Source organism: Phaeobacter gallaeciensis DSM 26640, from assembly GCF_000511385.1.
GTDB classification, from domain to species: domain Bacteria; phylum Pseudomonadota; class Alphaproteobacteria; order Rhodobacterales; family Rhodobacteraceae; genus Phaeobacter; species Phaeobacter gallaeciensis.
Map to the genome: position 1 here is coordinate 3,529,709 of NC_023137.1, position 21,777 is coordinate 3,551,485.

A 21,777-nucleotide genomic window follows, 5' to 3' on the forward strand; every position below is an offset into this window, starting at 1 on the left:
CACGCCCGGTCCCTGCACGCAGGGGCTGGGCTCATACGGAAAAAGCGCGGAGTCACCTCCGCGCTTTTGCATTTTAACTGGACCTGAAACGGCTGGATGATCAGCTGCGCACCAGTTCCTCATAAGCCTTGGCGATGTCTTGGGTCAGTTCCCCCACCTCAAAGCTGTGCGGGCCGATCTGGCCCACGGGGGTGACCTCTGCCGCGGTGCCGGTCAGCCAGCATTGCTCAAACCCGTCAAGCTCTTCCGGCATGATGTGACGCTCATGCACGGTGATGCCGCGATCCTTCAGCATGCCGATGACTGTCTGACGGGTGATTCCGTTCAGGAAACAGTCGGGTTTCGGCGTATGAACCTCGCCATCCTTCACGAAGAAGATATTGGCGCCGGTCGCCTCGGCCACGTAGCCACGGTAATCCATGAACAGCGCATCAGAGCAGCCCTTGGCCTCAGCCTTGTGCTTGGAGATGGTGCAGATCATGTAGAGACCCGCCGCCTTGGCGTGCACCGGGATGGTTTCCGGGCTTGGGCGTTTCCACTCTGCGATGTCCAGCTTGGCGCCCTGCATCTTGGCGTCGCCATAATAGGCGCCCCAGCCCCAGACCGCGATGGCCATGCGCACCGGGTTTTTCGCCGATGCGACACCCATATCCTCGCCCGAACCACGCCATACAACCGCACGCACATAGGCATCCTGCAAACCCGAAGCCTTCAGGGTTTCTTCCTTCGCAGCTTCGATCTGATCGACGGTGTAGGGCATTGGCATATCCAGCGCCTCTGCCGAAGCGATCAACCGCTCGGAATGTTCGCGGCTTTTGAAGATTTTGCCGTTGTAAGCCCGCTCGCCCTCAAAGACGGAGGAGGCGTAATGCATGGCATGGCTGAGGATGTGGACCTTGGCATCGCGCCAGTTGACCATCTCACCATCCATCCAGATCAAACCGTCCCGATCATCATACCCAGCCATGGCGCACCTCCTAATGTCTCGCCGAATTTTCATAAGTTGCGCCACATATGACCGGTTCGGACATAATATTGCGCTAAACCTGCGATTCGATACATCTTCGGACTTGGAATGTCAACAACGCTGACTTAAAATGACCCCAGCACAACAGGGAGAGACCCATGGCAGAAGGGCGACCGGGGCAGGGATTTGGCGGCGAAAGCCTGCTGTTTCTGACGGATGAGCAGTTGCGGCAGGGCATCGAGGCGATGTTCTTTGCCTATCGCGGATTTACCGCAGACCCGGATCGGATCCTGGCGGAGATGGCCTATGGCCGGGCACATCACCGGGCCATTCACTTCATCAATCGCGCACCAGGCACGACAGTAAACAACCTGCTGTCCATCCTCGGGGTGACCAAACAGTCGCTCAATCGCGTGCTCCGCGCGCTGATCGGCGATGGTCTGGTTGAGAGCCGGGTTGGCGTCACCGACAAACGGGAACGGCATCTGTTCCTGACCGATAAGGGACGGGCACTGGAGGCCACCCTGTCAGATGCCCAGCGCGCAAGGATGCGCACCGCGTATAAAGACGCCGGACCGGAAGCGGTTCAGGGTTTCAAACGGGTGTTGGAGGCGATGATGGATGCCGATATGCGCCGCGCTTATGCCAAGCTGCGGGAGAGTGGCACATGACCCAGTTCGATTCCCATCTGCTGATTGTCGATGATGATGAACGCATTCGCGGTCTGCTGAAGAAATTCCTGATGCGGGCCGGATTTCTGGTCACCGCTGCACGCGATGCGGCCCATGCCCGGCGGGTGCTGTCGGGGCTGGATTTCGATCTCATTGTGCTGGATGTGATGATGCCCGGCGAGGATGGGATCTCTCTCACCCGGTCGCTGCGCGAAACCATCGCCACACCGATCCTGCTTTTGACGGCGAAGGGAGAGACCGAAGACCGTATCGAGGGGCTGGAAGCGGGCGCGGATGATTATCTGGCAAAGCCGTTTGAACCCAAGGAGCTGCTGTTGCGGATCAACGCGATCCTGCGGCGGATGCCGGAGCCGGCTGCCAGCGACGCCGCCCCCAAGGTGCTGCATCTGGGACCAATCCGCTATGACATTGAACGCGGCGAGATGTGGCAGGGCGAGGAGCTGATCCGCCTGACCGGCACCGAAAACCAGCTGATGAAGATCTTTTCCGCCTGTCCGGGCGAGCCGGTGAGCCGCACCAAACTGGTCGAGGATCTGGGACGCGATCGAGGGCAGGCGCAGGAACGGGCGGTGGATGTGCAGATCACCCGCCTGCGGCGCAAGATCGAACCCAATCCGAAACAGCCGCAATATCTGCAGACGGTGCGCGGTGCGGGCTATATGCTGGCACCGGACTAAGCCTCAGGGCCGGGAACCGCTGCGCGGTATTTTAAGCCTCCGGCGGGGATATTTGTGGCCAGAAGAAACGGGGACGCCTCATGACGACTGCCTTGATCACCCATGCTGACTGTCTGACCCATGTGACGCCTGACGGGCACCCCGAGAGGGTCGCGCGGCTGGAACATGTGCTGCACGCCCTTGAAGGACTGGAGCTGCGCCGGGTGACCGCACCGATGGCGGCAGAGGATGATATCCTGCGCATCCACCCCGCGAGCTATCTGGCCGACCTGCGTCGGGCCCTTCCGCAGGAGGGGTTTGGCCAGATTGATGGGGATACCTTTCTGTCACCGGGGTCGCTCGATGCGGCGTTTCGCGCAGCGGGTGCGGCGGTGCGCGCGGTGGATCTGGTTGTCAGCGGCGAGGTCCAGAATGCCTTTGCCGCCGTGCGCCCGCCCGGACATCACGCCGAAACCGACACAGCCATGGGGTTTTGCCTGTTTGGCAATGCCGCGCTGGCGGCCAAACATGCCCTGGATCACCACGGTCTGGCCCGTGTGGCCGTGGTGGATTTCGATGTGCATCACGGCAATGGCACGCAGGATCTGTTGTGGGATGAGCCGCGCGCGCTGTTCATCTCCAGCCAGCAGATGCCGCTTTGGCCCGGATCAGGCCGACCGGAGGAAGATGGCGCCCGCGGCCAGATCCTGAACCTGCCATTGCCGCCAGGATCGGGCGGCGTGCAGATGAAAGCGGCGTATGTCGATCAGGCCTTCCCCCGGTTGCGGGCCTTCAAACCGGAGCTGATCATAGTCTCGGCTGGGTTTGACGCCCATCAGGACGACCCCTTGGCAGAACTGATGTGGAGCACCGGGGATTTCCGCTGGTTGACCCGTGAACTCTGCGCATTGGCAGCAGAGCTGTGCGGTGGTCGTATCGTCTCGACTTTGGAGGGGGGATATGATCTGAACGCGCTGGCCGCAGCGGCCAAAGCCCATGTGGAAGAATTAATAGAGGCAGGCACATGACCGATACCAGCACCCCCGAGACCCCCGTTGAAGAGCTGAGCTTTGAGCAGGCAATGCGCGCGCTTGAAACCGTGGTGGACCAGCTGGAACGTGGCGATGTGGCGCTGGATGCCTCCATCGCGCTGTATGACCGTGGGGCCAAGCTGAAGAAACGCTGCGAGGATGAGCTGAAGCGGGCTGAGGAAAAAGTGGCGGCGATCACGCTGGATGCCAAGGGTACGCCGACCGGCACCGCACCGCTGGATGCTGACTGACCCATGGTGGCCACAGCAGACGTAGAGGCCCGCCCCTTTGCGCAGGCGTTGAAGGATGCGCAGACCCGGATCACAGCGCATATGGATGCGCGGCTCGGCGGTGGTGATACGCTCCATGCCGCCATGCGCTATGCCGTCACCGGTGGCAAGATGCTGCGCGGATTTCTAGTTCTGGAGAGTGCCCGCCTGCATGACGTCGCTGAGGAGGCCGCGCTAGAGGCGGCACTGGCGATCGAATGTATTCACGCCTATTCGCTGGTGCATGATGATTTGCCCTGCATGGATGATGACGATCTGCGCCGGGGCCAGCCCACCGTTCATAAGAAATGGGACGAGGCGATGGCCGTGCTGGCGGGCGACAGCCTGCAGACATTTGCGTTTGAGCTGCTTGCCGATCCCAAAATCAGCCCCCATGCGCTGGCGCTGATCCGTGGTCTGGCGCAAGCCTCTGGCAAGGATGGGATGGTCTCCGGGCAGATGCTGGATATCGCTGCAGAAACCGCCACCACCCCGCTGGATCTGGAGCAGATCACCCGGTTGCAGAACCGCAAGACCGGTTGTCTGATTTCCTGGTCCGCCACCGCAGGCGCGGTCATGGCCGGCGCGGATGAGGCCCCGCTGCGACGCTATGCCGAGGCATTGGGCCTTGCTTTTCAGATCGCCGATGACATTTTGGACGTGGAAGGCGACGCCGCCAAAGTTGGCAAGGCGGTCCGCAAGGATGCGGATGCAGGCAAAGCCACCTTTGTGTCGCTCCTAGGACTGGAAGCGGCGAAGGATCGCGCCAACGCCCTGATGGAACAGGCCTGTGATGCGCTGAGCCCCTATGGCGATGCCGCCGAAACCTTGAAGGATGCCGCGCGCTTCGTTATCTCGCGCGATAGCTGAGCCGCACAATGCGTGCACCGCCAAAGCAACACGCCCAAGGAGCTGCCATGTCAGACCGGCCCCAGACCCCTCTTCTGGATCAGATCACCCGCCCGGCGGATCTGAAATCCTTGAGCGATGCGCAGCTGACGCAGGTTGCACAGGAGTTGCGGCAGGAAACGATTTCCGCCGTCTCTGTCACCGGTGGCCATCTGGGCGCCGGGCTGGGGGTCGTGGAGCTGACCACCGCGCTGCACGCGGTGTTTGAGACGCCTCGGGATAAGATCATCTGGGATGTTTCGCACCAGTGCTATCCGCACAAGATCCTGACTGGCCGGCGCGACCGTATCCGCACGCTGCGGATGAAGGACGGGCTGAGCGGGTTTACCAAACGCTCTGAATCGCCCTTTGATCCCTTTGGGGCGGCGCATAGCTCCACCTCGATCAGTGCTGCCCTTGGCTTTGCCGTGGCGCGGGATCTGGGCGGTGTGGTGCCCGAAGGGCTGGGCGATGCGATTGCTGTCATTGGCGATGGGTCGATGTCGGCCGGCATGGCGTTTGAGGCGATGAACAATGCAGGCCATCTGGGCAAGCGGCTGATTGTCATTCTGAACGACAATGAGATGTCGATTGCCCCGCCGGTTGGGGCACTGTCCTCCTATCTGTCGCGACTTTATGCCGAGGAACCGTTTCAGGAGCTGAAGGCCGTTGCCAAGGGCGCGGCATCCCTGCTGCCGGAACCGTTCCGCGAAGGGGCCAAACGCGCCAAGGATATGCTGAAGGGCATGGCGGTAGGTGGCACCTTGTTTGAAAGCTTGGGCTTTTCCTATCTCGGGCCGATTGATGGCCATGATATGGACCAGCTTCTGCCAGTGCTGCGCACCGTGAAGGCCCGCGCCACCGGTCCGATCCTGATCCATGTGCTGACCAAGAAGGGCAAAGGGTATGCCCCTGCCGAGGCCGCCCGTGACAAGGGTCATGCCACCGCCAAATTCGACATGGTGACAGGCGAGCAGAAGAAAGCGCCCTCCAACGCGCCCTCCTATACCTCCGTCTTTGGCAAGGAGCTGGTGCGGCTGGCGGCCGAGGACGACAAGATCTGCGCCGTCACCGCCGCGATGCCCGATGGCACCGGTCTGAGCCTGATGGCCGAACGCTACCCCTCGCGTACATTCGACGTCGGTATTGCCGAACAGCATGGTGTGACCTTTGCGGCCGCGCTTGCGGCGGGCGGGATGAAACCCTTCTGTGCGATGTATTCCACGTTCCTGCAGCGCGGCTATGATCAGGTGGTGCATGATGTGGCGATCCAGCGCCTGCCGGTACGCTTTGCCATCGACCGGGCCGGTCTGGTGGGGGCGGATGGGGCGACCCATGCGGGCAGCTTCGACATTGCCTATATGGCCAACCTGCCCGGTATGGTCGTGATGGCCGCCGCCGATGAGGCCGAGCTGGCCCATATGACCGCCACCGCCGCGGCCTATGATGACGGGCCCATCGCCTTCCGCTATCCGCGAGGTGAGGGCGAAGGCGTCGATATGCCAGAGGCGCCCGAGGTTCTGGAGATCGGCAAAGGCCGGATGATCCAAGAGGGCAAACGCGTGGCGATCCTGTCCTTTGGCACCCGTCTGGGTGAGGTCAGGAAAGCCGCCGAGGCGCTGAGCGCGAAAGGCATCACCCCGACGATTGCCGATGCCCGCTTTGCCAAGCCGCTGGACCGCGATATGATCCTGAAGCTCGCCGCAGACCATGAGGCACTGATCACCATCGAGGAAGGCGCAGTGGGCGGCTTTGGCTCCCACGTCGCCCAGCTACTGGCGGAGGACGGCGTTTTTGACAGCGGGCTGAAGTTCCGCTCCATGGTGCTGCCCGATACCTTCATCGATCAGGCCAGCCCGGCGGATATGTACAATGTCGCCGCCATGAACGCGCCGCAGATTGAAGCCAAGGTGCTGGAAGTTCTGGGCGTAGCGTCGATTGGGGAAAAGCGGGCTTAAACCCCCGTCGTCTCCGGCGGCGGGACGAAGGTCTCGAGATCCTCGGCGGCTCGGACAGCCCGCAGACCTTCGCGGTAGGTGGGATAGAGCAGCTCCACCCCCAGATCTTCCTTGATGCGCTGATTGGCGACGCGTTTGTTTTCGCCGTAGAAACTGCGCGCCATGGGGGTCATGCCGGCCTCATCGAAAGGAACCTCAGCAGGGATCGGCAAGCCCAGAAGCTCGGCGGCGAAGCCCAGCACATCCTGCGGCGGGGCCGGGTCATTGTCACAGAGGTTGTAGACTGCGCCGGGATTGGGCTGCGCGATTGAGGCCGCGAGAACCTGCGCGATGTCATCCACATGGATGCGCGAGAATACCTGCCCCGGTTTCACGATGCGCCGCGCCTTTCCGGCCATCAGCTTGGCGAAGGGGCCGCGACCGGGACCGTAGATCCCGGCGAGGCGAAAGATATGCAGCGGCAGCTCGGGTATGGCCTGCCAATCCGCCTCAGCGGCCGCGCGCCAGCGGCCACGCTGACTGGAGGGGGTGACGGCGGTGCCCTCATCCACCCAGGCGCCATCGTGATCACCATAGACCGCGGTGGTCGAGAGATAGCCGACCCACTCCAAAGTGTCGCCACGGGCGGCGGCTGCCAGCGCATCCGCCAGTTCCGCCAGCACCGGGTCTCCTACCTCCGCCGGGCCTACCGACGACAGGATATGCGTCACCCCATCAAACGGCAGAGGCGCACCGGGCCAGGTGATCAGGTCGACACCGGGCACCGGCACCGCATCCTCGACTGACCGGGTGGTGCCAATCACGCGCCAACCGGCCTGAAGCAGCCGGGGAGCCAATGCGCGGGCGGTATAACCAAATCCAAGACAGAGCAGCGTTTTTGTCATGGCTCATAGATGCGCGCGGCTCTTCTCGGGTGCAAGGGTTGATTCAAAGACCAAAACCGCATTTCCTGTACCCATGGCGCAAAAACCAATCACCCTGACCACAGCCTACGGGCTGGAGACGCCGGACCATTCCCGGCAGCTCTATGCCGACTGGGCGGAAAGCTACGATCAAAGCTTTGCACAGGAGACGGGTTATATCCTGCCGGATCAGGTGGCCGGGCTGTTTGCCGCGGCAGAGGGGTATGGCCCGGTTCTGGATGTCGGAGCGGGCACAGGACTATGTGGCGTGGCGCTGAACCGGCGCGGGATCGCGCCGATTGATGCCACGGATATCAGCCCGGAAATGCTGGCCCAGGCCCTGCGCAAGGATATCTACCGCGATGTGATTGAGGCGGATCTGACGGTGGGTGTGCCGGTGCCGCGTGCCGCCTATGCCGGGGTGGTGTCCTCTGGCACCTTCACCCATGGTCATGTTGGCCCTGAGGTGCTGCCGGGCCTGCTGCGCCTTGCGCGACCCGGCGCGGTGTTTGCGCTGGCTGTGAATGCGCGGTTCTCAGCCCGGTCCGGCTTTGCCTCAGCATTGGAGCGGTTGCAGGACGGGGGCTGGATCCGCAACCTGACCCTACCTGAGGTGGCCATCTACGGCGCCAAGGCGACCGGCGCTCATAGTGCGGACACGGCACTGATTGCATTATTTTCCAAGGTCTAGCACCAGCGCACATGGCGCCCGTGATCCACGATTCGGGCTGATATGTTGCGAGACCCGCTGTGCCCTATGACGCAGCGCCACGCCCAACGGCACAGGGGACCATCAGGTCACCCGAAGCGGGCGGGAGTGCCGGCCATCCAAGACTCCCCGCCATTCATCGCCGCATAGAACCCCGAAAACCCGATCACACCCCTCCTTAGCGGCCCTTCCAGACAGGATCCCGTTTCTCGGCGAAGGCCCGCGCGCCTTCCATCTGGTCCTCACTGTCATAGAGCACATCAACACTGCGCAGCTGGCGTTTGGTGATGCGGTTCATCGCGTCCTGAAATTTGCTATCCTCAGCGTCGCGGACGATTTCCTTGATTGCGGCGTAAACCAGCGGCGGGCCAGAGGCGAGCAGGCGGGCCAATTCCCAGGCGCGGTCCAACAGCTGATCCGCCGCTACGATCTCATTCACCAAGCCCCAGCGATGAGCTTCTTCAGCATCAAACCAGCGCCCCGTCAGCAACAGCTCCATGGCGATGTGATAGGGAATGCGTTTGGGCAGTTTGATCGAGGCAGCATCCGCCACCGTGCCGGAGCGGATTTCTGGCAGCGCAAAGGTGACGTGATCGGCCGCAATAATCATATCCGCCGACAGCGCCAGTTCCAGCCCGCCACCACAGGCGATGCCGTTCACGGCGGCGATCACCGGCTTGTTCATATCGCGCAACTCTTGCAACCCGCCGAACCCGCCAACACCGTAATTGCCGTCAACCGCATCTCCATCGGCTGCCGCTTTCAGATCCCAACCAGGGCAGAAAAATTTCTCACCGCCGCCGGTCAGAATCGCCACACGCAGCTCAGGATCATCGCGAAAACCCCGAAACACCTCGCCCATGGCAACGCTGGTTTTCAGATCAATGGCGTTGGCCTTCGGTCGGTCCAGCGTAATTTCCAGAATGGCGCCGTCGCGGCGCGTCCGGATGGGGGTATCAGTCATGGATCAGTTCCTTTTCTCGCAGCAGCGCGTCCACCGCTATGGCGTCACTGGGCGTACAAATCAGCGGGTTGATTTCAATTTCTTCAACTGTGTCCGAATGGGCAAGCACATAGCGTTCCACCGCCCGCACCGCCCGCAGGACAGCCGGACGATCTGCTGCCGGGGCACCGCGATAACCGTCAAGCAACCGGGTGATCCGCAGTTGATCCAGCGCCGCCTCCAACATGGTGTCGCTGACCGGCAGCAGTAGCGACACGCTGTCCTCCAGCAGCTCGGTCAACACACCCCCAGCACCCAATGTCAGCACAAACCCATGCGCCGGATCACGCGTGACCCCAATCAACAGCTCCGCAACCGTCCCGGTGATCATTTCCTCCAGCAACAGCTGGTCCCCCGGCATCTCCCGCGCAGCATCGGCGACAGCCTCTTGTGATCCAAGAGCAAGCCGCACCGCGCCAGCCTCGCTTTTGTGGGCAAGGCCTTCGGCCTTCAACACGAGGGGGAAGCCGACTTGGGATGTTACCTCAGCCAGCGTTTCATCCAGTGTTTTTCGGGACAAGCGACAGCTCCGTGGAATGCGCAAACCGGTTGCGGCAAGGCGCTGTTTGGCGATGCCTTCCGGCACAAGCGCTATGTCAGAGACCTCCCCATCAAGGTCGGTCCTAGGCAGGAGCGCAGGCACATCCGACGGGCTTGCGATCTGGCTGGCAGCCACCGTGGCGCTCATTGCCTCCCGCAGACCACAAAGCGGCACCACCCCTGCAGCGAGTAGACGGCCCGCGATCTCCTCAGGCATAAGTTCGGGCAGTGTCGCAACCATGGCCAAAGGCGCGCCAGTCTGCATCCGCGTGGCCATGGCGGCCTCAATTGCGCACTCCCAATCTGCGGCGCTACACCGGTCCTCGCGTGGGAAATCCACAATCAGCATCAATAGATCCAGATCAGAATGTACCATCGCACTGAACGCCTGTGTCATCGCAGGCACATCCCGCCAGATATAGGTGTGGTAGTCCAGCGGATTGGCCAGCGCTACCATGGGTCCTAGTGCGGCACGCAACGCCTGATGCTGCCCGTCGGACAGCGGCGGAAAGGTGACGCCCTGCGCCTGTCCCAGATCCGCGGCGAGACTGGCCTCCCCACCGGAACAACTGATTGTGGCAACCTGTGATCCCCGCCGGGGACCAAGCACATGCAGGATTTTCAGCGTTTCCAGAAACGCTGACAAATCATCGACCCGCGCGATGCCACAGCGCCGCAGGAAGGCAGCCGCCCCTGCCTCCTGCCCCGCCAGCGATGCAGTATGCGACAGGGTCGCAGCCTGGGCCTGATCCGAGCGCCCCACCTTCAGCGCCACAATCGGCTTGCCACGGGCGGCGGCCTCCTGCGCCAGCGCCTCAAAAGCGCGCAGATCACGGATCCCTTCAATATGCAGGCCAATGGCGGTGACGCGCGGATCCTCCAGCAGATCCCGCGCGATCTCCGCCATATCGCTCTGCGCCTGATTTCCGACGGTGATCATATAGGCTATCGGCAGACCACGGCTCTGCATGGTCAGATTGATGGCGATATTGGAGCTCTGGGTGAGAATGGCGACACCCTGCGCAACCTGTGCACCGCCATGCTGATCCGGCCAAAGCAGGGCGCCATCCAGATAATTGATGAACCCATAGCAATTCGGGCCAAGGATCGGCATATAGCCAGCCGCCTGTAGCAAATCCTGCTGCAGATCAGCGGCGTCCGATGCCTCTTTCTGTGCCTCAAGAAAGCCGGACGCAAAACAAACGGCGCCCCCGGCTCCGGACCGGGACAATGCGGCCACAACTTCAACAGTTGCGTATCTGTTGACCCCAATGAAACTTGCGTCAGGGGCTGCAGGCAGAGCGTCGACAGAGGCAAAAACCGGCAAACCGCAAAGCTCCGCAGCCTTGGGGTGAACCGGCCAGATATCTCCGGAAAATCCCATCTTCTGCAACTGCTGGATTACCTGCTGACACCAGGCCCCGCCGCCGATAACAGCGATCGTCCGAGGCCGGAACAGCCTGTTGAAATCACGCCTCATCGCGGATGCTCCTGATCAGTCTGAAGTAAGGATGCCTTCGGCGAGGATATTTGGAGCCAGAAGATTGCTCGTCTTTCCTTAACCAGAATCGGCGACCCTTGAGAGGCGGTACAGGCGGGGACGCCGATGACCGCGCCAGGAGATGGCCCCCGGTTGCGGCGCTGCCCATCCGGGGGCTTGATCCCCATTGCATCTTCTGGCCTGAAATATCCTCGCCGAAGGCGAAATTGACCGGCTCCTGGCTTCGCTGCCGCATGACGGGGACAGCACCACGCCTGCCCGTCATCACCCCCCCCTCGCGCGCAGCAACTCGCGGCTGATGATATGGCGCTGGATTTCACTGGTGCCTTCCCAGATCCGCTCCACCCGCGCGTCGCGCCAGATGCGTTCCAATGGCAACTCATCCATCAGCCCCATGCCGCCGTGGATCTGGATCGCCTCATCCGCCACCATGGCGAGCATCTCCGTTGCCTTGAGTTTGGCCATCGACATATCGGCTTCGGTCACGCTGCCCTGATCAAACTTCCAGGCGGCCTCCCAGGTCAGGAGGTTCGCGGCTTTCAGTTCCGTTGCCATATCGGCCAATTTGAAGGAAACGCCCTGAAATTTACCAATCTGCTGGCCGAACTGGCGGCGTTCAGCGGCGTAGGAGATCGCATGATCCAACGCGCGCTCCGCCCGTCCGATACAGGTCGCAGCCACCTGTAGCCGGGTGGCCCCCAGCCAGGTGTTGGCCACATCAAAGCCTTTGTCGACCTCGCCCAGAACCGCAGATTTGGGCAGGCGGCAGTCATCGAATTCCAGCACCGCATTGGTGTAGCCTCGGTGGCTCACATTGCGGTAGCCATCGCGAATGGTGAAGCCTGGCGTGCCCTTATCAACGAAGAAGGCTGTGATTTTCTTCTTTGGCCCGCGCGGGGTGTCCTCCTCGCCCGTGGCCATAAACACGATAGCGAAATCGGCGATGTCCGCGTGGCTGATGAAATGCTTGGTGCCGTTGAGAATGAAGTCATCGCCATCGCGATGGGCAGTGGCGGTCATGCCGCGCAGATCGGAACCAGCACCTGGTTCTGTCATGGCGAGACAGTCCCATTTTTCGCCTCGAATGCAGGGGTAGAGATATTTCTCTTTCTGCTCCTCGGTGCCCGCCAGAAGAATGTTCGACGGGCGCGCAACGCAGGTCCAATGCAGGGCATAATTGGCGCGGCCCAACTCCTTTTCATAGAGCAGCCATGTCAGCGTATCGAGGCCCGCACCGCCGACCTCCTCGGGCATATTGGCCGCATATAATCCGGCCTCAATCGCCTTGGCCTGGATCTCGCGCACCAACTCCATTGGCAGATGGCCACTGCGCTCCACCTCCAACTCGTGCGGATACAGCTCTTTGGTGACAAAGGCGCGCGTGGTGTCCACGATCATCGATTGTTCTTCGGACAGGCCAAACTGCATTTCCGCTCCCCCCTTTGGTGGTTTTCTGCGTTGCTCTTGACCTGAGCCTAGGGCTGAGAAAGGCTGCTATCGTGCAGAAATGGACATTTTCATGCCAAGTTGGAAGAAACCTCACGCTGCGGCGCAGCAGATCGACCTGTTGCTGTTCGATCAGTTCTCTGGCCACTGCCTCGCCAATACGGTTGAGCCGCTGCGCGCGGCAAATACCTTTGCCGGGCGGCAGGTGTATTCCTGGCGGTTTGTGACAGTAGACGGCGGCACCGCGATGTCGTCTGCCAGAATGGAGGTCACCGCGCAGATGCCACTGCGCAAGGCCGAGGGCGATATGCTGATTGCGATGCCCAGTTACGGATACCTGCGCCACGCAACGGAGGCCACCGCGCGGGGGTTGCGGGCGGCAGAGCAACGCTATGAGGTTCTGGCAGGTTTCGACACGGGCGCCTGGCTGCTGGCGGCGGCCGGGCTGCTGGATGGCTATCGGGCCACAATCCACAGCTCGGAACTGGAGGCCTTTACCGACATGTTCCCAGAGGTTCAGGCGGAGAAACACCGGTTTCTTTGGGATCGTGACCGGCTGACATGCTCCGGCGCCATGGCGGCCTTTGACGGGGTGCTCGACATGATTGCACAGCAGCACGGGCAAGCGTTGCGACTGGATGTGGCAGCCCTGTTCTTGAGCGAAAGCCAAATCGGGAGCGGCCGATCAGCCCCTGTGCGCAGTGCCTCCGTGGCCCGAGCTATCCATGTGATGGAGGACAATCTGGAAACGCCGCTACCGCTGGAGGAGGTGGCACGTCATGCAGGGCGCAGCCTGCGGGATCTGGCGCGCCGCACGCGAGGCGAGTTGGGCACGACACCGCAAGCGCTTTATCGGCATTTGCGGTTAAAACAGGCGAAACGCCTCGTACTAGAGACTGATTTCAGTGTCGCCGAGATTGCGTTGCGCTGCGGATATGAAGACCCCAGCGCGCTGACCCGCGCCTTTCGCAGCGCCTTTGCAACAACGCCGCGCGCGCTGCGCACCGCCCGAAGATAGCCGTCGCGGATCTCGGCAGTAGTCTTCTTGTTTTGCAAAAAACAGCTATTGTTTGCGCTAGCGCTCAAGGGGCCTTGCGCTTGCCCGGGTTATCGGAACAATTGGGCCATGACAGATATCGCATTCCCAAGCTGGCCCGACGTTGCCCCCCAATTGATCGAAGTCGCGGCAGGTCGCCGCCCTGCGGATACGGTGATCCGCAAAGGGATCTGGGTCAATGTTCACACCCGCGAACAACTGCCCGATCATGACATCGCCATCGTTGCAGGGCGCATCGCTTATGTCGGCCCTGACGCAAGCTATTGCACCGGTCCCAACACCGAGGTGATCGAGGCGGAGGGGCGCTATATGATTCCCGGCCTCTGCGATGGTCACATGCATATTGAATCGGGCATGCTGACGCCGGCTGAATTTGCCCGTGCGGTGATCCCGCATGGCACGACGTCAATGTTCACCGACCCGCATGAGATTGCCAATGTGCTGGGGTTGGAAGGTGTGCGTCTGATGCATGACGAGGCGCTGTTGCAGCCGGTCAATGTCTTCACCCAGATGCCATCCTGCGCGCCCTCCGCTCCGGGGTTGGAGACCACCGGCTATGAGATTTCGCCCGAGGATGTTGCCGAGGCGATGAGCTGGCCTGGGATTATCGGGCTGGGCGAGATGATGAATTTCCCAGGTGTGGCGGCGGGGGATCCGAAGATGCTGGCGGAGATCGCGGCGACACAGCGTGCGGGCAAAACCGTGGGCGGGCACTACGCCTCTCCTGATCTGGGGCCGGATTTCGCGGCCTATGTGGCGGGCGGTCCGGCAGATGACCACGAGGGCACCTGCGAGGCGGATGCCATCGCCCGGATGCGCCAGGGGATGCGCGCGATGGTGCGGCTGGGGTCGGCCTGGTATGACGTCGAGGCGCAGATCACCGCCATCACTGAAAAGGGGCTGGATCCACGCAATTTCATCCTTTGTACAGACGACTGCCACTCCGGTACGCTGGTCAATGATGGCCATATGAACCGGGTGGTGCGCCACGCTATCGACTGTGGCTGTGATCCGATCATCGCTTTGCAGATGGCGACGATCAACACCGCGACACATTTCGGGCTGGAGCGGGATATCGGCTCCCTCACACCGGGGCGGCGCGCGGATGTAATCCTGACCTCTGACCTCAACACCCTGCCGATTGAGGTGGTGATGGCCCGTGGCCAGATCGTTGCCAAAGACGGCGAGATCACGGTGGATTGCCCGCATCTGGATTGGCCCGACAGCGCACGGGGCACGGTGCATCTGGGACACGACTTGAGTGCGGCGGATTTTGAAATCAGCGCCCCGGATGGCGCCAATGCCGTGACGGCCAATGTGATCGGTGTGGTGGAGAACCAAGCCCCGACCAAAGCCCTGCAAGCGGAGCTGCCGGTGCAGGACGGGTTGGTCGAAGCGACGATGGCAGAGGCGGGTGACATCTGCCAGATCGCACTGGTGGAACGGCACCGGGCGACGGGTGGTGTGACTAACGCCTTTGTCTCAGGGTTTGGGTACAATGGACGGATGGCGATGGCCTCCACCGTGGCGCATGACAGCCATCATATGATTGTGGTTGGCACAGACCGCGACCAGATGGCGCTGGCGGCAAATCGTCTGGCAGAGGTGGGCGGCGGCATCACTATTTTCCGCGATGGACAGGAGCTGGCGCTGGTGGAACTGCCCATTGCCGGGCTGATGTCCGACAGTCCCGCCACCGAAGTTGCCGCAAAAGCGCAGCAGATGGTGGAGGCGATGGAGACCTGCGGCTGCACGCTCAACAACGCCTATATGCAGCATTCGCTGCTGGCACTGGTGGTGATCCCGGAGTTGCGGATTTCCGATCTGGGGCTGGTGGATGTGCGCAGTTTTGAGAAGATACCCGTCATTGTCAGCGCGCAGTCGTCCTGACCGCCTCCCTATTTTCAACCGACCTTCTGAACCGCACAGCGGACCCCGTTTTCCAGTGATCGAGCATACTCATGACAACAGTTAAGACCCCACAACTCCCAGCGGCGGAAGAGTTCACGGATGCTGCGGCCGCCGTCGCCCGGCTGGAGCTTCTGTACCGCGAGGCGACGCAGTTTCTCTGTGCCGAGTTCTCACGCATCCTGAGCGAAGGCCCAAGTGTCGGCAGCACCGGCACCGTTCCCCGTATCCGCGCGTTTTATCCTGAAATCCGCTTCACCACCTCGTCCTTTGCGCAGGTGGACAGTCGGCTCAGCTACGGCCATGTCTCGGCGCCGGGCACCTATGCCACCACAGTGACCCGCCCGGACCTGTTTCGCCATTATCTGACACAGCAGATCGGTCTGTTGATCCGCAACCATGGCCAGCCGGTCACCATTGCGGTGTCCGACACGCCGATCCCGGTGCATTTCGCAGTGGCAGCTGATCCGAGCCTGACCGTTCCGCAGGAGGGGGCCGCGGGGTTCACCTTGCGCGATGTCTTTGATGTGCCGGATCTGGCGACGACCAATGATGACATTGTGAACGGCACCTACAAGACAGCCGATGACACCGGACCACTGGCATTGTTCACCGCCCAGCGCGTGGATTATTCGCTGGCCCGCCTCGCCCATTACACCGCGACCGATGCGAGCCATTTCCAGAACCATGTCCTGTTCACAAACTACCAGTTTTATGTGGCCGAATTCGAAGCCTACGCCCGTGCGCAACTGGCAGATCCGGCATCAGGCTACAGCAGCTTTGTCAGCACCGGCGATCATAAAATCACCGAAGCCGAGGCGGAGATCCCTGCGATTGCGAAACTGCCACAAATGCCGACCTATCACCTGAAACGGGAAGACGGCAGCGGCATCACGCTGGTCAATATCGGTGTCGGCCCCTCCAATGCCAAGACGGCCACCGACCATATCGCGGTTCTGCGCCCGCATGCCTGGCTGATGGTTGGTCACTGTGCGGGCCTGCGCAACACCCAGACGCTGGGAGATTTCGTGCTGGGTCATGGCTATCTGCGCGAGGATCACGTGCTAGACGATGACCTGCCAATCTGGACGCCAATTCCGGCACTGGCAGAAATTCAGGTCGCATTAGAGGAGGCGGTGGCCGAGGTCACAGAGCTGGAAGGCTACGACCTGAAACGGATTATGCGGACCGGTACTGTCGCGACCATCGACAACCGCAATTGGGAACTGCGCGACCAGTCCGGCCCGGTGCAACGCCTGTCCCAGTCCCGCGCTATCGCACTGGATATGGAAAGCGCCACCATCGCAGCCAATGGCTATCGCTTCCGGGTGCCCTATGGCACGCTGCTGTGTGTCTCCGATAAACCACTGCATGGTGAGCTGAAGCTGCCGGGTATGGCATCAGAGTTCTATCACACTCAGGTTGCACGCCATTTGCAGATCGGCATAAAGGCAATGGAGCAGCTTCGCGGCATGCCTTTGGAACGTTTGCACAGTCGAAAACTGCGTTCCTTTGACGAAACGGCCTTTCTCTGAGTGCTATTTTCCCTCTAATTCTTCGAAAACCCCTATTTTAAGGGGTTTTTGACAACACTACTCGTTGTGTTAGCCCACAACATAACGCTAGAGTTACGCAATGAGGCCCCATAAGTCGGGCAGTGACAAGGAGACCTAAGAATGTCCAAACCGATGACCAAGACCCAGCTTGTTGCCGCACTGGCTGAAGAGATGGACAGCGACAAGAAAGCCGCAGGCGCAGCGCTGGACGCTGTTTGCGCGCTGATCACGCGCGAAGTGTCCGGCGGTGGCGCTGTGACTCTGCCCGGCGTTGGCAAGATCTACTGCCGCGAGCGCCCCGAGCGCGAAGTGCGCAACCCGGCCACCGGTGAGAAGTTCACCAAAGAGGCCGACAAAGTGGTCAAGATGACCATCGCCAAAGCGCTGAAAGACAGCGTGAACGGCTAAGGGGCACGGCACGGTTGACCGTGTTTCGGGTCGCCTTTCGGGCGGCCCTTTTTTGTGCCCATGTCGTAGGCTGCGCGGCTGATGCGGGCCGTCGGGCGTAGAGGAGGCGAATTCGGTTCCCTGCAAATGCTTGCCTTGCTAAAGATATCGCGACTGCGCCCGATCGGGCGACGGCCAGGACCGGTAGGTGACCGGCAGGGGGACATATCCATGGATCTGCGCGCTTTGGCGATGGGGTTGGCCTTTGCCCTTATGTGGTCGTCGGCCTTCACCTCGGCGCGGATCATCGTCGCGGATGCCTCACCGCTCTATTCGCTGGCGTTCCGGTTTCTGATTTCTGGCCTGATCGGTGTCGCGGTTGCCCGCTATATGGGACAGAGCTGGCGTCTGACCCGCGGACAGCTGAAGGCGACAATCATCTTCGGTATCTGCCAGAACGCGCTTTATCTCGGTCTGAATTTCGTCGCGATGGAAACCATCGAGGCGTCACTGGCGGCGATCATCGCCTCTACCATGCCGATGTTGGTCGCCATTGCACTGTGGCTGGTTAACGGCGAACGGCTGCCTGCACTGGGAGTCGTGGGACTGCTTGCGGGGGTGCTGGGCGTCGCCTTGATCATGGGCACCCGCATCAGCGCCGGGGTTGATCTGTTTGGTGTTCTGCTCTGCGGGATCGGTGTGCTGGCCCTGACATTGGCGACGCTGGCCCTGCGCGGCGCGACCTCCGGCGGCAACTATATGATGGTGGTGGGGTTGCAGATGCTGATTGGTTCGGCCGTTCTGTTTGTGGCCGCACCGATGGTAGAGACCTTCCGGCTGGAGCCAAGCTGGCCGCTGGTGCTGGCCTTTGTCTACACCACCCTTGTGCCGGGGCTGACTGCTACTTTCATCTGGGTGCTGCTGTTGAACCGAATTGGTGCAGTGCGCGCTGCCACATTCCACTTCCTCAACCCGGTGTTCGGTGTTGCGGTGGCCAGTGTGCTGCTGGGGGAGCAATTGGGCCTATTGGATATCATCGGTGTCGGCATCGTCACCTTTGGCATTCTGGCGGTGCAATTGGCGCGGCAATCCGTGCAGCGCACACCGAAGCCATGACATCGCCCTGCTCTCGGGCACCACACACGCAAACGCGAGCCATTGAAATACAGCTTTGCTTTTGCCCCGAACGACCCCATTTACAGCAACACAAGCAAGATCGGAGGACATGATGCGCAGCTATTCCAAAGACCCGGACGCCATTGCGGCCCTCTCGGAAGAAGAATTCTACGTCACCCAAAACGCAGGTACGGAACGCCCCGGCACCGGCAAGCTGCTCGGCAACAAGGAACCCGGTATCTATGTCGATATCGTTTCTGGCGAGCCGCTGTTTGCCTCTGCCGACAAATATGAATCCGGCTGCGGCTGGCCGAGCTTTACCAAGCCCATTGAGCCTGCCCATGTGCAGGAGCTGGAAGATCGAACCCTTGGCATGATCCGCACCGAGGTCCGCTCGACCCATGGGGACAGTCATCTGGGGCATGTGTTCCCGGACGGCCCCGCAGACCGTGGCGGCCTGCGCTACTGCATCAATTCAGCCTCCCTGCGGTTCGTGCATCTGGACGACATGCGGGCAGAAGGCTACGGCGATTACATAGATCAAGTGGAGGATAGAAGATGAGCAGCACGACAGAACGTGCCGTCCTGGCCGGTGGATGTTTCTGGGGCATGCAGGACCTGATCCGTAAGCGTCCGGGCGTCGTTAGCACCCGCGTCGGCTATTCCGGTGGCGATGTGCCCAATGCGACCTACCGGAACCACGGCACCCATGCTGAGGCGATTGAGATCATGTTCGATCCCAGCCAAACCAGTTACCGTGCGCTGCTGGAGTTCTTCTTTCAGATCCATGATCCAACCACCGTCAATCAGCAGGGCAATGATCTCGGCATGAGCTATCGCTCCGCGATCTACTATGTGGATGCCGACCAGAAGGCGATTGCCGAAGACACCATCGCTGATGTCGATGCCTCGGGTCTATGGCCCGGAAAGGTGGTCACGGAGGTCGAACCGGTGGGTGATTTCTGGGAAGCAGAGCCTGAGCATCAGGACTATCTGGAGCGGCAGCCGAACGGTTATACCTGCCATTTCGCCCGTCCCGATTGGGTGCTCCCCAAGCGCAGCGAGACCGCCGCCGAGTAGGTCGCCCGCGTGGGGCAGCCCTGATTGCTTTGCCAAAAAGGCCCCGTCATCTGGCGGGGCCTTCTGCGTGAAGGCGATGGTCAGCAGCGGCGGTTAACCCTGTGCAATACGCGGGCGGCCGCTGGCCTCCACCGTCAGGAACGCCTCGACAAACACCTGCCGTGCCTCCACCTCGGCAACACGAATATCGCGGTCCACCTGAATGGAGATATCCTGCGCACCAGCAGCCTCCGCCGCGGCACGAGCTTCAGCGCGCAATTCGGTTTCCAGACGAATAAGAGCCTCCTCCGAGCCCGCGAAATCCTCCGGGCCGTGCTCCAGATGAACCCGATATCGGCCCTCCTCCGGCGCGGTGACGGTGCCACTGCGCCGCATGGTGATGCGGCCCACCACCGCCCCGATGGCATTGGCGACACCGGCATGATCCGGCAAGATCATCCGGCAGTGAAGGCGGGACCCGACAGCAGGGTAATAGCTGGGCGCGGAGGCGCCAAGGCCCACGACATCCACATTCAGTCCTGCCTTGATGGCCACAAGCCCTTGATGTCCGGTCAGCCCGCGCTGCATCAGAACATGGCGCGCAAGCTGATCCGGTGGCGGCCCAAAGGGAGTGCTCTCTTCCGCAAATGCAGTCTCTAACAGGGTCATAGAGGTCTGTTCAGTCATCTGATCAACGATCATCTGCGCCAATGTCTCCGCATCCGGTGCCAGACGATCCCCGGATCCGACCCGGCGGCGGGCAAACAACGTCAGCGCCTTCTCAGCCGCCGCATTATCCCAACTGGACAGACGCCCAAGAACATGGCTGGCATCTGACGGCGTGACCCCGGCCACCTGCACCAACCCCCGATCCACCAACCGCATCAGCGCGCCCTGCTCGATACGGGTCTGTAGCACGGCACCCAAGGGATGTGTCTGGTCTCCGATCCGGTCCAACACCCGGGCCTCCCTGTCGCTGAGACCCAGAGAGTGCTGGCCGGGAATGGCGCGCACAAAGCGACCGTCGTATTCACCGACAGTGGCAGCGCGCAACTGCGTATCCAGCGCGGCATGCACCACATCCGGCGCCATCGTCGCGACCAGGGACACCGGCAGCACCCGGCGCGGCCCAAGGCTGACGCCGCCGCTCAGCCCCGCCGCAACCGGATGCACCTGACTGTCGCCACCCAGACCGCTGGTGCGCATCGCCACGGCCTCTACCATGGTGCGGAACCCGCCCACCTGAGCGCCTGCCGGATCAATCTTGGGTTTCCCATTTTCGATCAACGCGACATCGGTGGTAGTGCCGCCAATATCGCTGACCAGCGCGCTATCGACACCGGTCAACCAGCGGGCGCCGACAAGGGACGCCGCCGGGCCGCTGAGGATTGTCTCAATCGGGCGCGCCCGTGCCTGCGCAGAGGACATCAATGCGCCATCGCCGCGCACCACCATCATCTGCGCTGTGATCCCAAGATCAGCCAGACGTGTCTCCGCCCGTCCGATCAACCGGTCAATCATCCCGATCAGCCGCGCATTCAGAACCGCCGTCAATGCGCGTTTTGGCCCGTTCAGCCGTGCGGACAATTGATGCGAACAGGTGACGGGAACGCCGGTTTCTTCGGCAATAATGCGGGCGACCTCCAGCTCATGGGCGGGGTTGCGGGTGGCAAACTGACCGGCAATGGCAAACCCACTGACCGCGGCCGCCTCCCGTTGCAGGAACGCGCGAAGCGCCCTCGTGTCCAGTGGTGCTGCCTCACTGCCGGAATGAGTATGCCCCCCAGCCAGAACCAGTGCCGGGTCACCCTTCAGCGCCTCGCGCAAGCCGTGACGGTCCAGATCCGCCTCACCAAAGCCGATGTAGATCAGCGCGACGCGCCCTCCCTGCCCCTCCACCAGCGCATTGGTGGCCAGCGTTGTGGACAGCGCCGCCAGCGCAATTTCTCCCGGTGCCACCGCAGCCTCTGCAAGAACTGCGGCAACTGCCTCGCCCACGCCGATGGCCAGATCCTGCCGGGTGGTCAGCGCTTTGGCCTTGGCCAACACATCGCGATCATCGCGGATCAGAACCGCATCTGTATAGGTGCCGCCTGTATCGACCCCAAGCAAGAGCGCCATGGCCGTTCTCC

Annotated in this window: 20 protein-coding genes; 14 read left to right on the plus strand and 6 right to left on the minus strand. The window is 61.7% G+C overall.

Annotated elements, in window-relative coordinates:
* Positions 1-100: 100 nt before the first annotated feature.
* On the minus strand, positions 101-967 hold the full coding sequence (locus GAL_RS17005; protein ID WP_014876296.1) for a branched-chain amino acid aminotransferase: 867 nt from the start codon (positions 965-967) through the stop codon (positions 101-103).
* Between the two features lie 158 nt (positions 968-1,125).
* Between GAL_RS17005 and GAL_RS17010 the strand changes: the two genes are divergently transcribed.
* The 6 genes from GAL_RS17010 (at position 1,126) to dxs (ending at position 6,461) form a co-directional block, all read left to right on the plus strand.
* The gene (locus GAL_RS17010) at positions 1,126-1,638 is read left to right on the plus strand and encodes a MarR family winged helix-turn-helix transcriptional regulator (protein ID WP_024098794.1); all 513 of its coding nucleotides are present in this window, start codon (positions 1,126-1,128) and stop codon (positions 1,636-1,638) included.
* Entirely contained in the window at positions 1,635-2,336 is a 702-nt protein-coding gene (locus GAL_RS17015) for a response regulator (protein ID WP_024098795.1), read from the plus strand. Before GAL_RS17010 ends, GAL_RS17015 begins: the two co-directional genes overlap by 4 nt.
* Positions 2,337-2,416: 80 nt before the next feature.
* On the plus strand, positions 2,417-3,343 hold the full coding sequence (locus GAL_RS17020) for a histone deacetylase family protein (protein WP_024098796.1): 927 nt from the start codon (positions 2,417-2,419) through the stop codon (positions 3,341-3,343).
* Entirely contained in the window at positions 3,340-3,597 is a 258-nt protein-coding gene (locus GAL_RS17025; RefSeq protein WP_024098797.1) for an exodeoxyribonuclease VII small subunit, read from the plus strand. Before GAL_RS17020 ends, GAL_RS17025 begins: the two co-directional genes overlap by 4 nt.
* A gap of 3 nt (positions 3,598-3,600) precedes the next feature.
* The gene (locus GAL_RS17030) at positions 3,601-4,485 is read left to right on the plus strand and encodes a polyprenyl synthetase family protein (RefSeq protein WP_024098798.1); all 885 of its coding nucleotides are present in this window, start codon (positions 3,601-3,603) and stop codon (positions 4,483-4,485) included.
* Positions 4,486-4,532: 47 nt separating this feature from the next.
* Complete coding sequence (dxs, locus tag GAL_RS17035; protein WP_024098799.1) at positions 4,533-6,461, plus strand: 1-deoxy-D-xylulose-5-phosphate synthase; 1,929 nt, start codon at positions 4,533-4,535, stop codon at positions 6,459-6,461.
* On the opposite strand, the gene GAL_RS17040 is transcribed toward dxs, so the two are convergent.
* Positions 6,458-7,345 carry an SDR family oxidoreductase gene (locus GAL_RS17040; RefSeq protein WP_024098800.1) on the minus strand — a complete coding sequence of 296 codons (888 nt, stop codon included), beginning with the start codon at positions 7,343-7,345 and terminating at the stop codon, positions 6,458-6,460. The two genes, dxs and GAL_RS17040, sit on opposite strands and share 4 nt — an antisense overlap.
* 73 nt (positions 7,346-7,418) lie before the next feature.
* Between GAL_RS17040 and GAL_RS17045 the strand changes: the two genes are divergently transcribed.
* Entirely contained in the window at positions 7,419-8,054 is a 636-nt protein-coding gene (locus tag GAL_RS17045) for a class I SAM-dependent DNA methyltransferase (RefSeq protein ID WP_024098801.1), read from the plus strand.
* A 196-nt stretch (positions 8,055-8,250) separates the two neighbouring features.
* Here the strand turns inward: GAL_RS17045 and GAL_RS17050 are convergent, their stop codons facing one another.
* The 3 genes from GAL_RS17050 to GAL_RS17060 all read right to left on the minus strand — a co-directional run bounded on the left by GAL_RS17050 (position 8,251) and on the right by GAL_RS17060 (position 12,544).
* Positions 8,251-9,036 (minus strand): carnitinyl-CoA dehydratase, encoded by a 786-nt coding sequence (locus tag GAL_RS17050; protein ID WP_024098802.1) that lies wholly within the window; start codon positions 9,034-9,036, stop codon positions 8,251-8,253.
* A complete protein-coding gene (locus GAL_RS17055; RefSeq protein ID WP_024098803.1) occupies positions 9,029-11,095 on the minus strand; it encodes an acetate--CoA ligase family protein in 2,067 nt (688 codons plus the stop codon). The genes GAL_RS17050 and GAL_RS17055 overlap by 8 nt, the downstream gene beginning before the upstream one ends.
* Before the next feature lie 285 nt (positions 11,096-11,380).
* Positions 11,381-12,544, minus strand: coding sequence for an acyl-CoA dehydrogenase family protein (locus GAL_RS17060; RefSeq protein WP_024098804.1), 1,164 nt, complete (start codon positions 12,542-12,544; stop codon positions 11,381-11,383).
* Positions 12,545-12,635: 91 nt separating this feature from the next.
* Between GAL_RS17060 and GAL_RS17065 the strand changes: the two genes are divergently transcribed.
* The 7 genes from GAL_RS17065 (at position 12,636) to msrA (ending at position 19,666) form a co-directional block, all read left to right on the plus strand.
* Positions 12,636-13,580: a GlxA family transcriptional regulator gene (locus GAL_RS17065; protein ID WP_024098805.1), complete on the plus strand. Its 945-nt coding sequence runs from the start codon at positions 12,636-12,638 to the stop codon at positions 13,578-13,580.
* Between the two features lie 108 nt (positions 13,581-13,688).
* On the plus strand, positions 13,689-15,509 hold the full coding sequence (gene ade, locus GAL_RS17070) for an adenine deaminase (protein ID WP_024098806.1): 1,821 nt from the start codon (positions 13,689-13,691) through the stop codon (positions 15,507-15,509).
* A gap of 71 nt (positions 15,510-15,580) precedes the next feature.
* Positions 15,581-17,062 carry an AMP nucleosidase gene (locus GAL_RS17075; RefSeq protein ID WP_024098807.1) on the plus strand — a complete coding sequence of 494 codons (1,482 nt, stop codon included), beginning with the start codon at positions 15,581-15,583 and terminating at the stop codon, positions 17,060-17,062.
* Positions 17,063-17,203: 141 nt separating this feature from the next.
* Positions 17,204-17,491 carry an HU family DNA-binding protein gene (locus tag GAL_RS17080; protein WP_014876311.1) on the plus strand — a complete coding sequence of 96 codons (288 nt, stop codon included), beginning with the start codon at positions 17,204-17,206 and terminating at the stop codon, positions 17,489-17,491.
* Positions 17,492-17,701: 210 nt separating this feature from the next.
* Positions 17,702-18,586 carry a DMT family transporter gene (locus GAL_RS17085; protein WP_024098808.1) on the plus strand — a complete coding sequence of 295 codons (885 nt, stop codon included), beginning with the start codon at positions 17,702-17,704 and terminating at the stop codon, positions 18,584-18,586.
* A 112-nt stretch (positions 18,587-18,698) separates the two neighbouring features.
* Entirely contained in the window at positions 18,699-19,148 is a 450-nt protein-coding gene (msrB, locus tag GAL_RS17090) for a peptide-methionine (R)-S-oxide reductase MsrB (RefSeq protein ID WP_014876313.1), read from the plus strand.
* Positions 19,145-19,666: a peptide-methionine (S)-S-oxide reductase MsrA gene (gene msrA, locus GAL_RS17095; protein WP_024098809.1), complete on the plus strand. Its 522-nt coding sequence runs from the start codon at positions 19,145-19,147 to the stop codon at positions 19,664-19,666. The genes msrB and msrA overlap by 4 nt, the downstream gene beginning before the upstream one ends.
* Positions 19,667-19,759: 93 nt before the next feature.
* Here the strand turns inward: msrA and GAL_RS17100 are convergent, their stop codons facing one another.
* Positions 19,760-21,766 (minus strand): hydantoinase/oxoprolinase N-terminal domain-containing protein, encoded by a 2,007-nt coding sequence (locus GAL_RS17100; protein WP_024098810.1) that lies wholly within the window; start codon positions 21,764-21,766, stop codon positions 19,760-19,762.
* Positions 21,767-21,777: the final 11 nt, after the last annotated feature.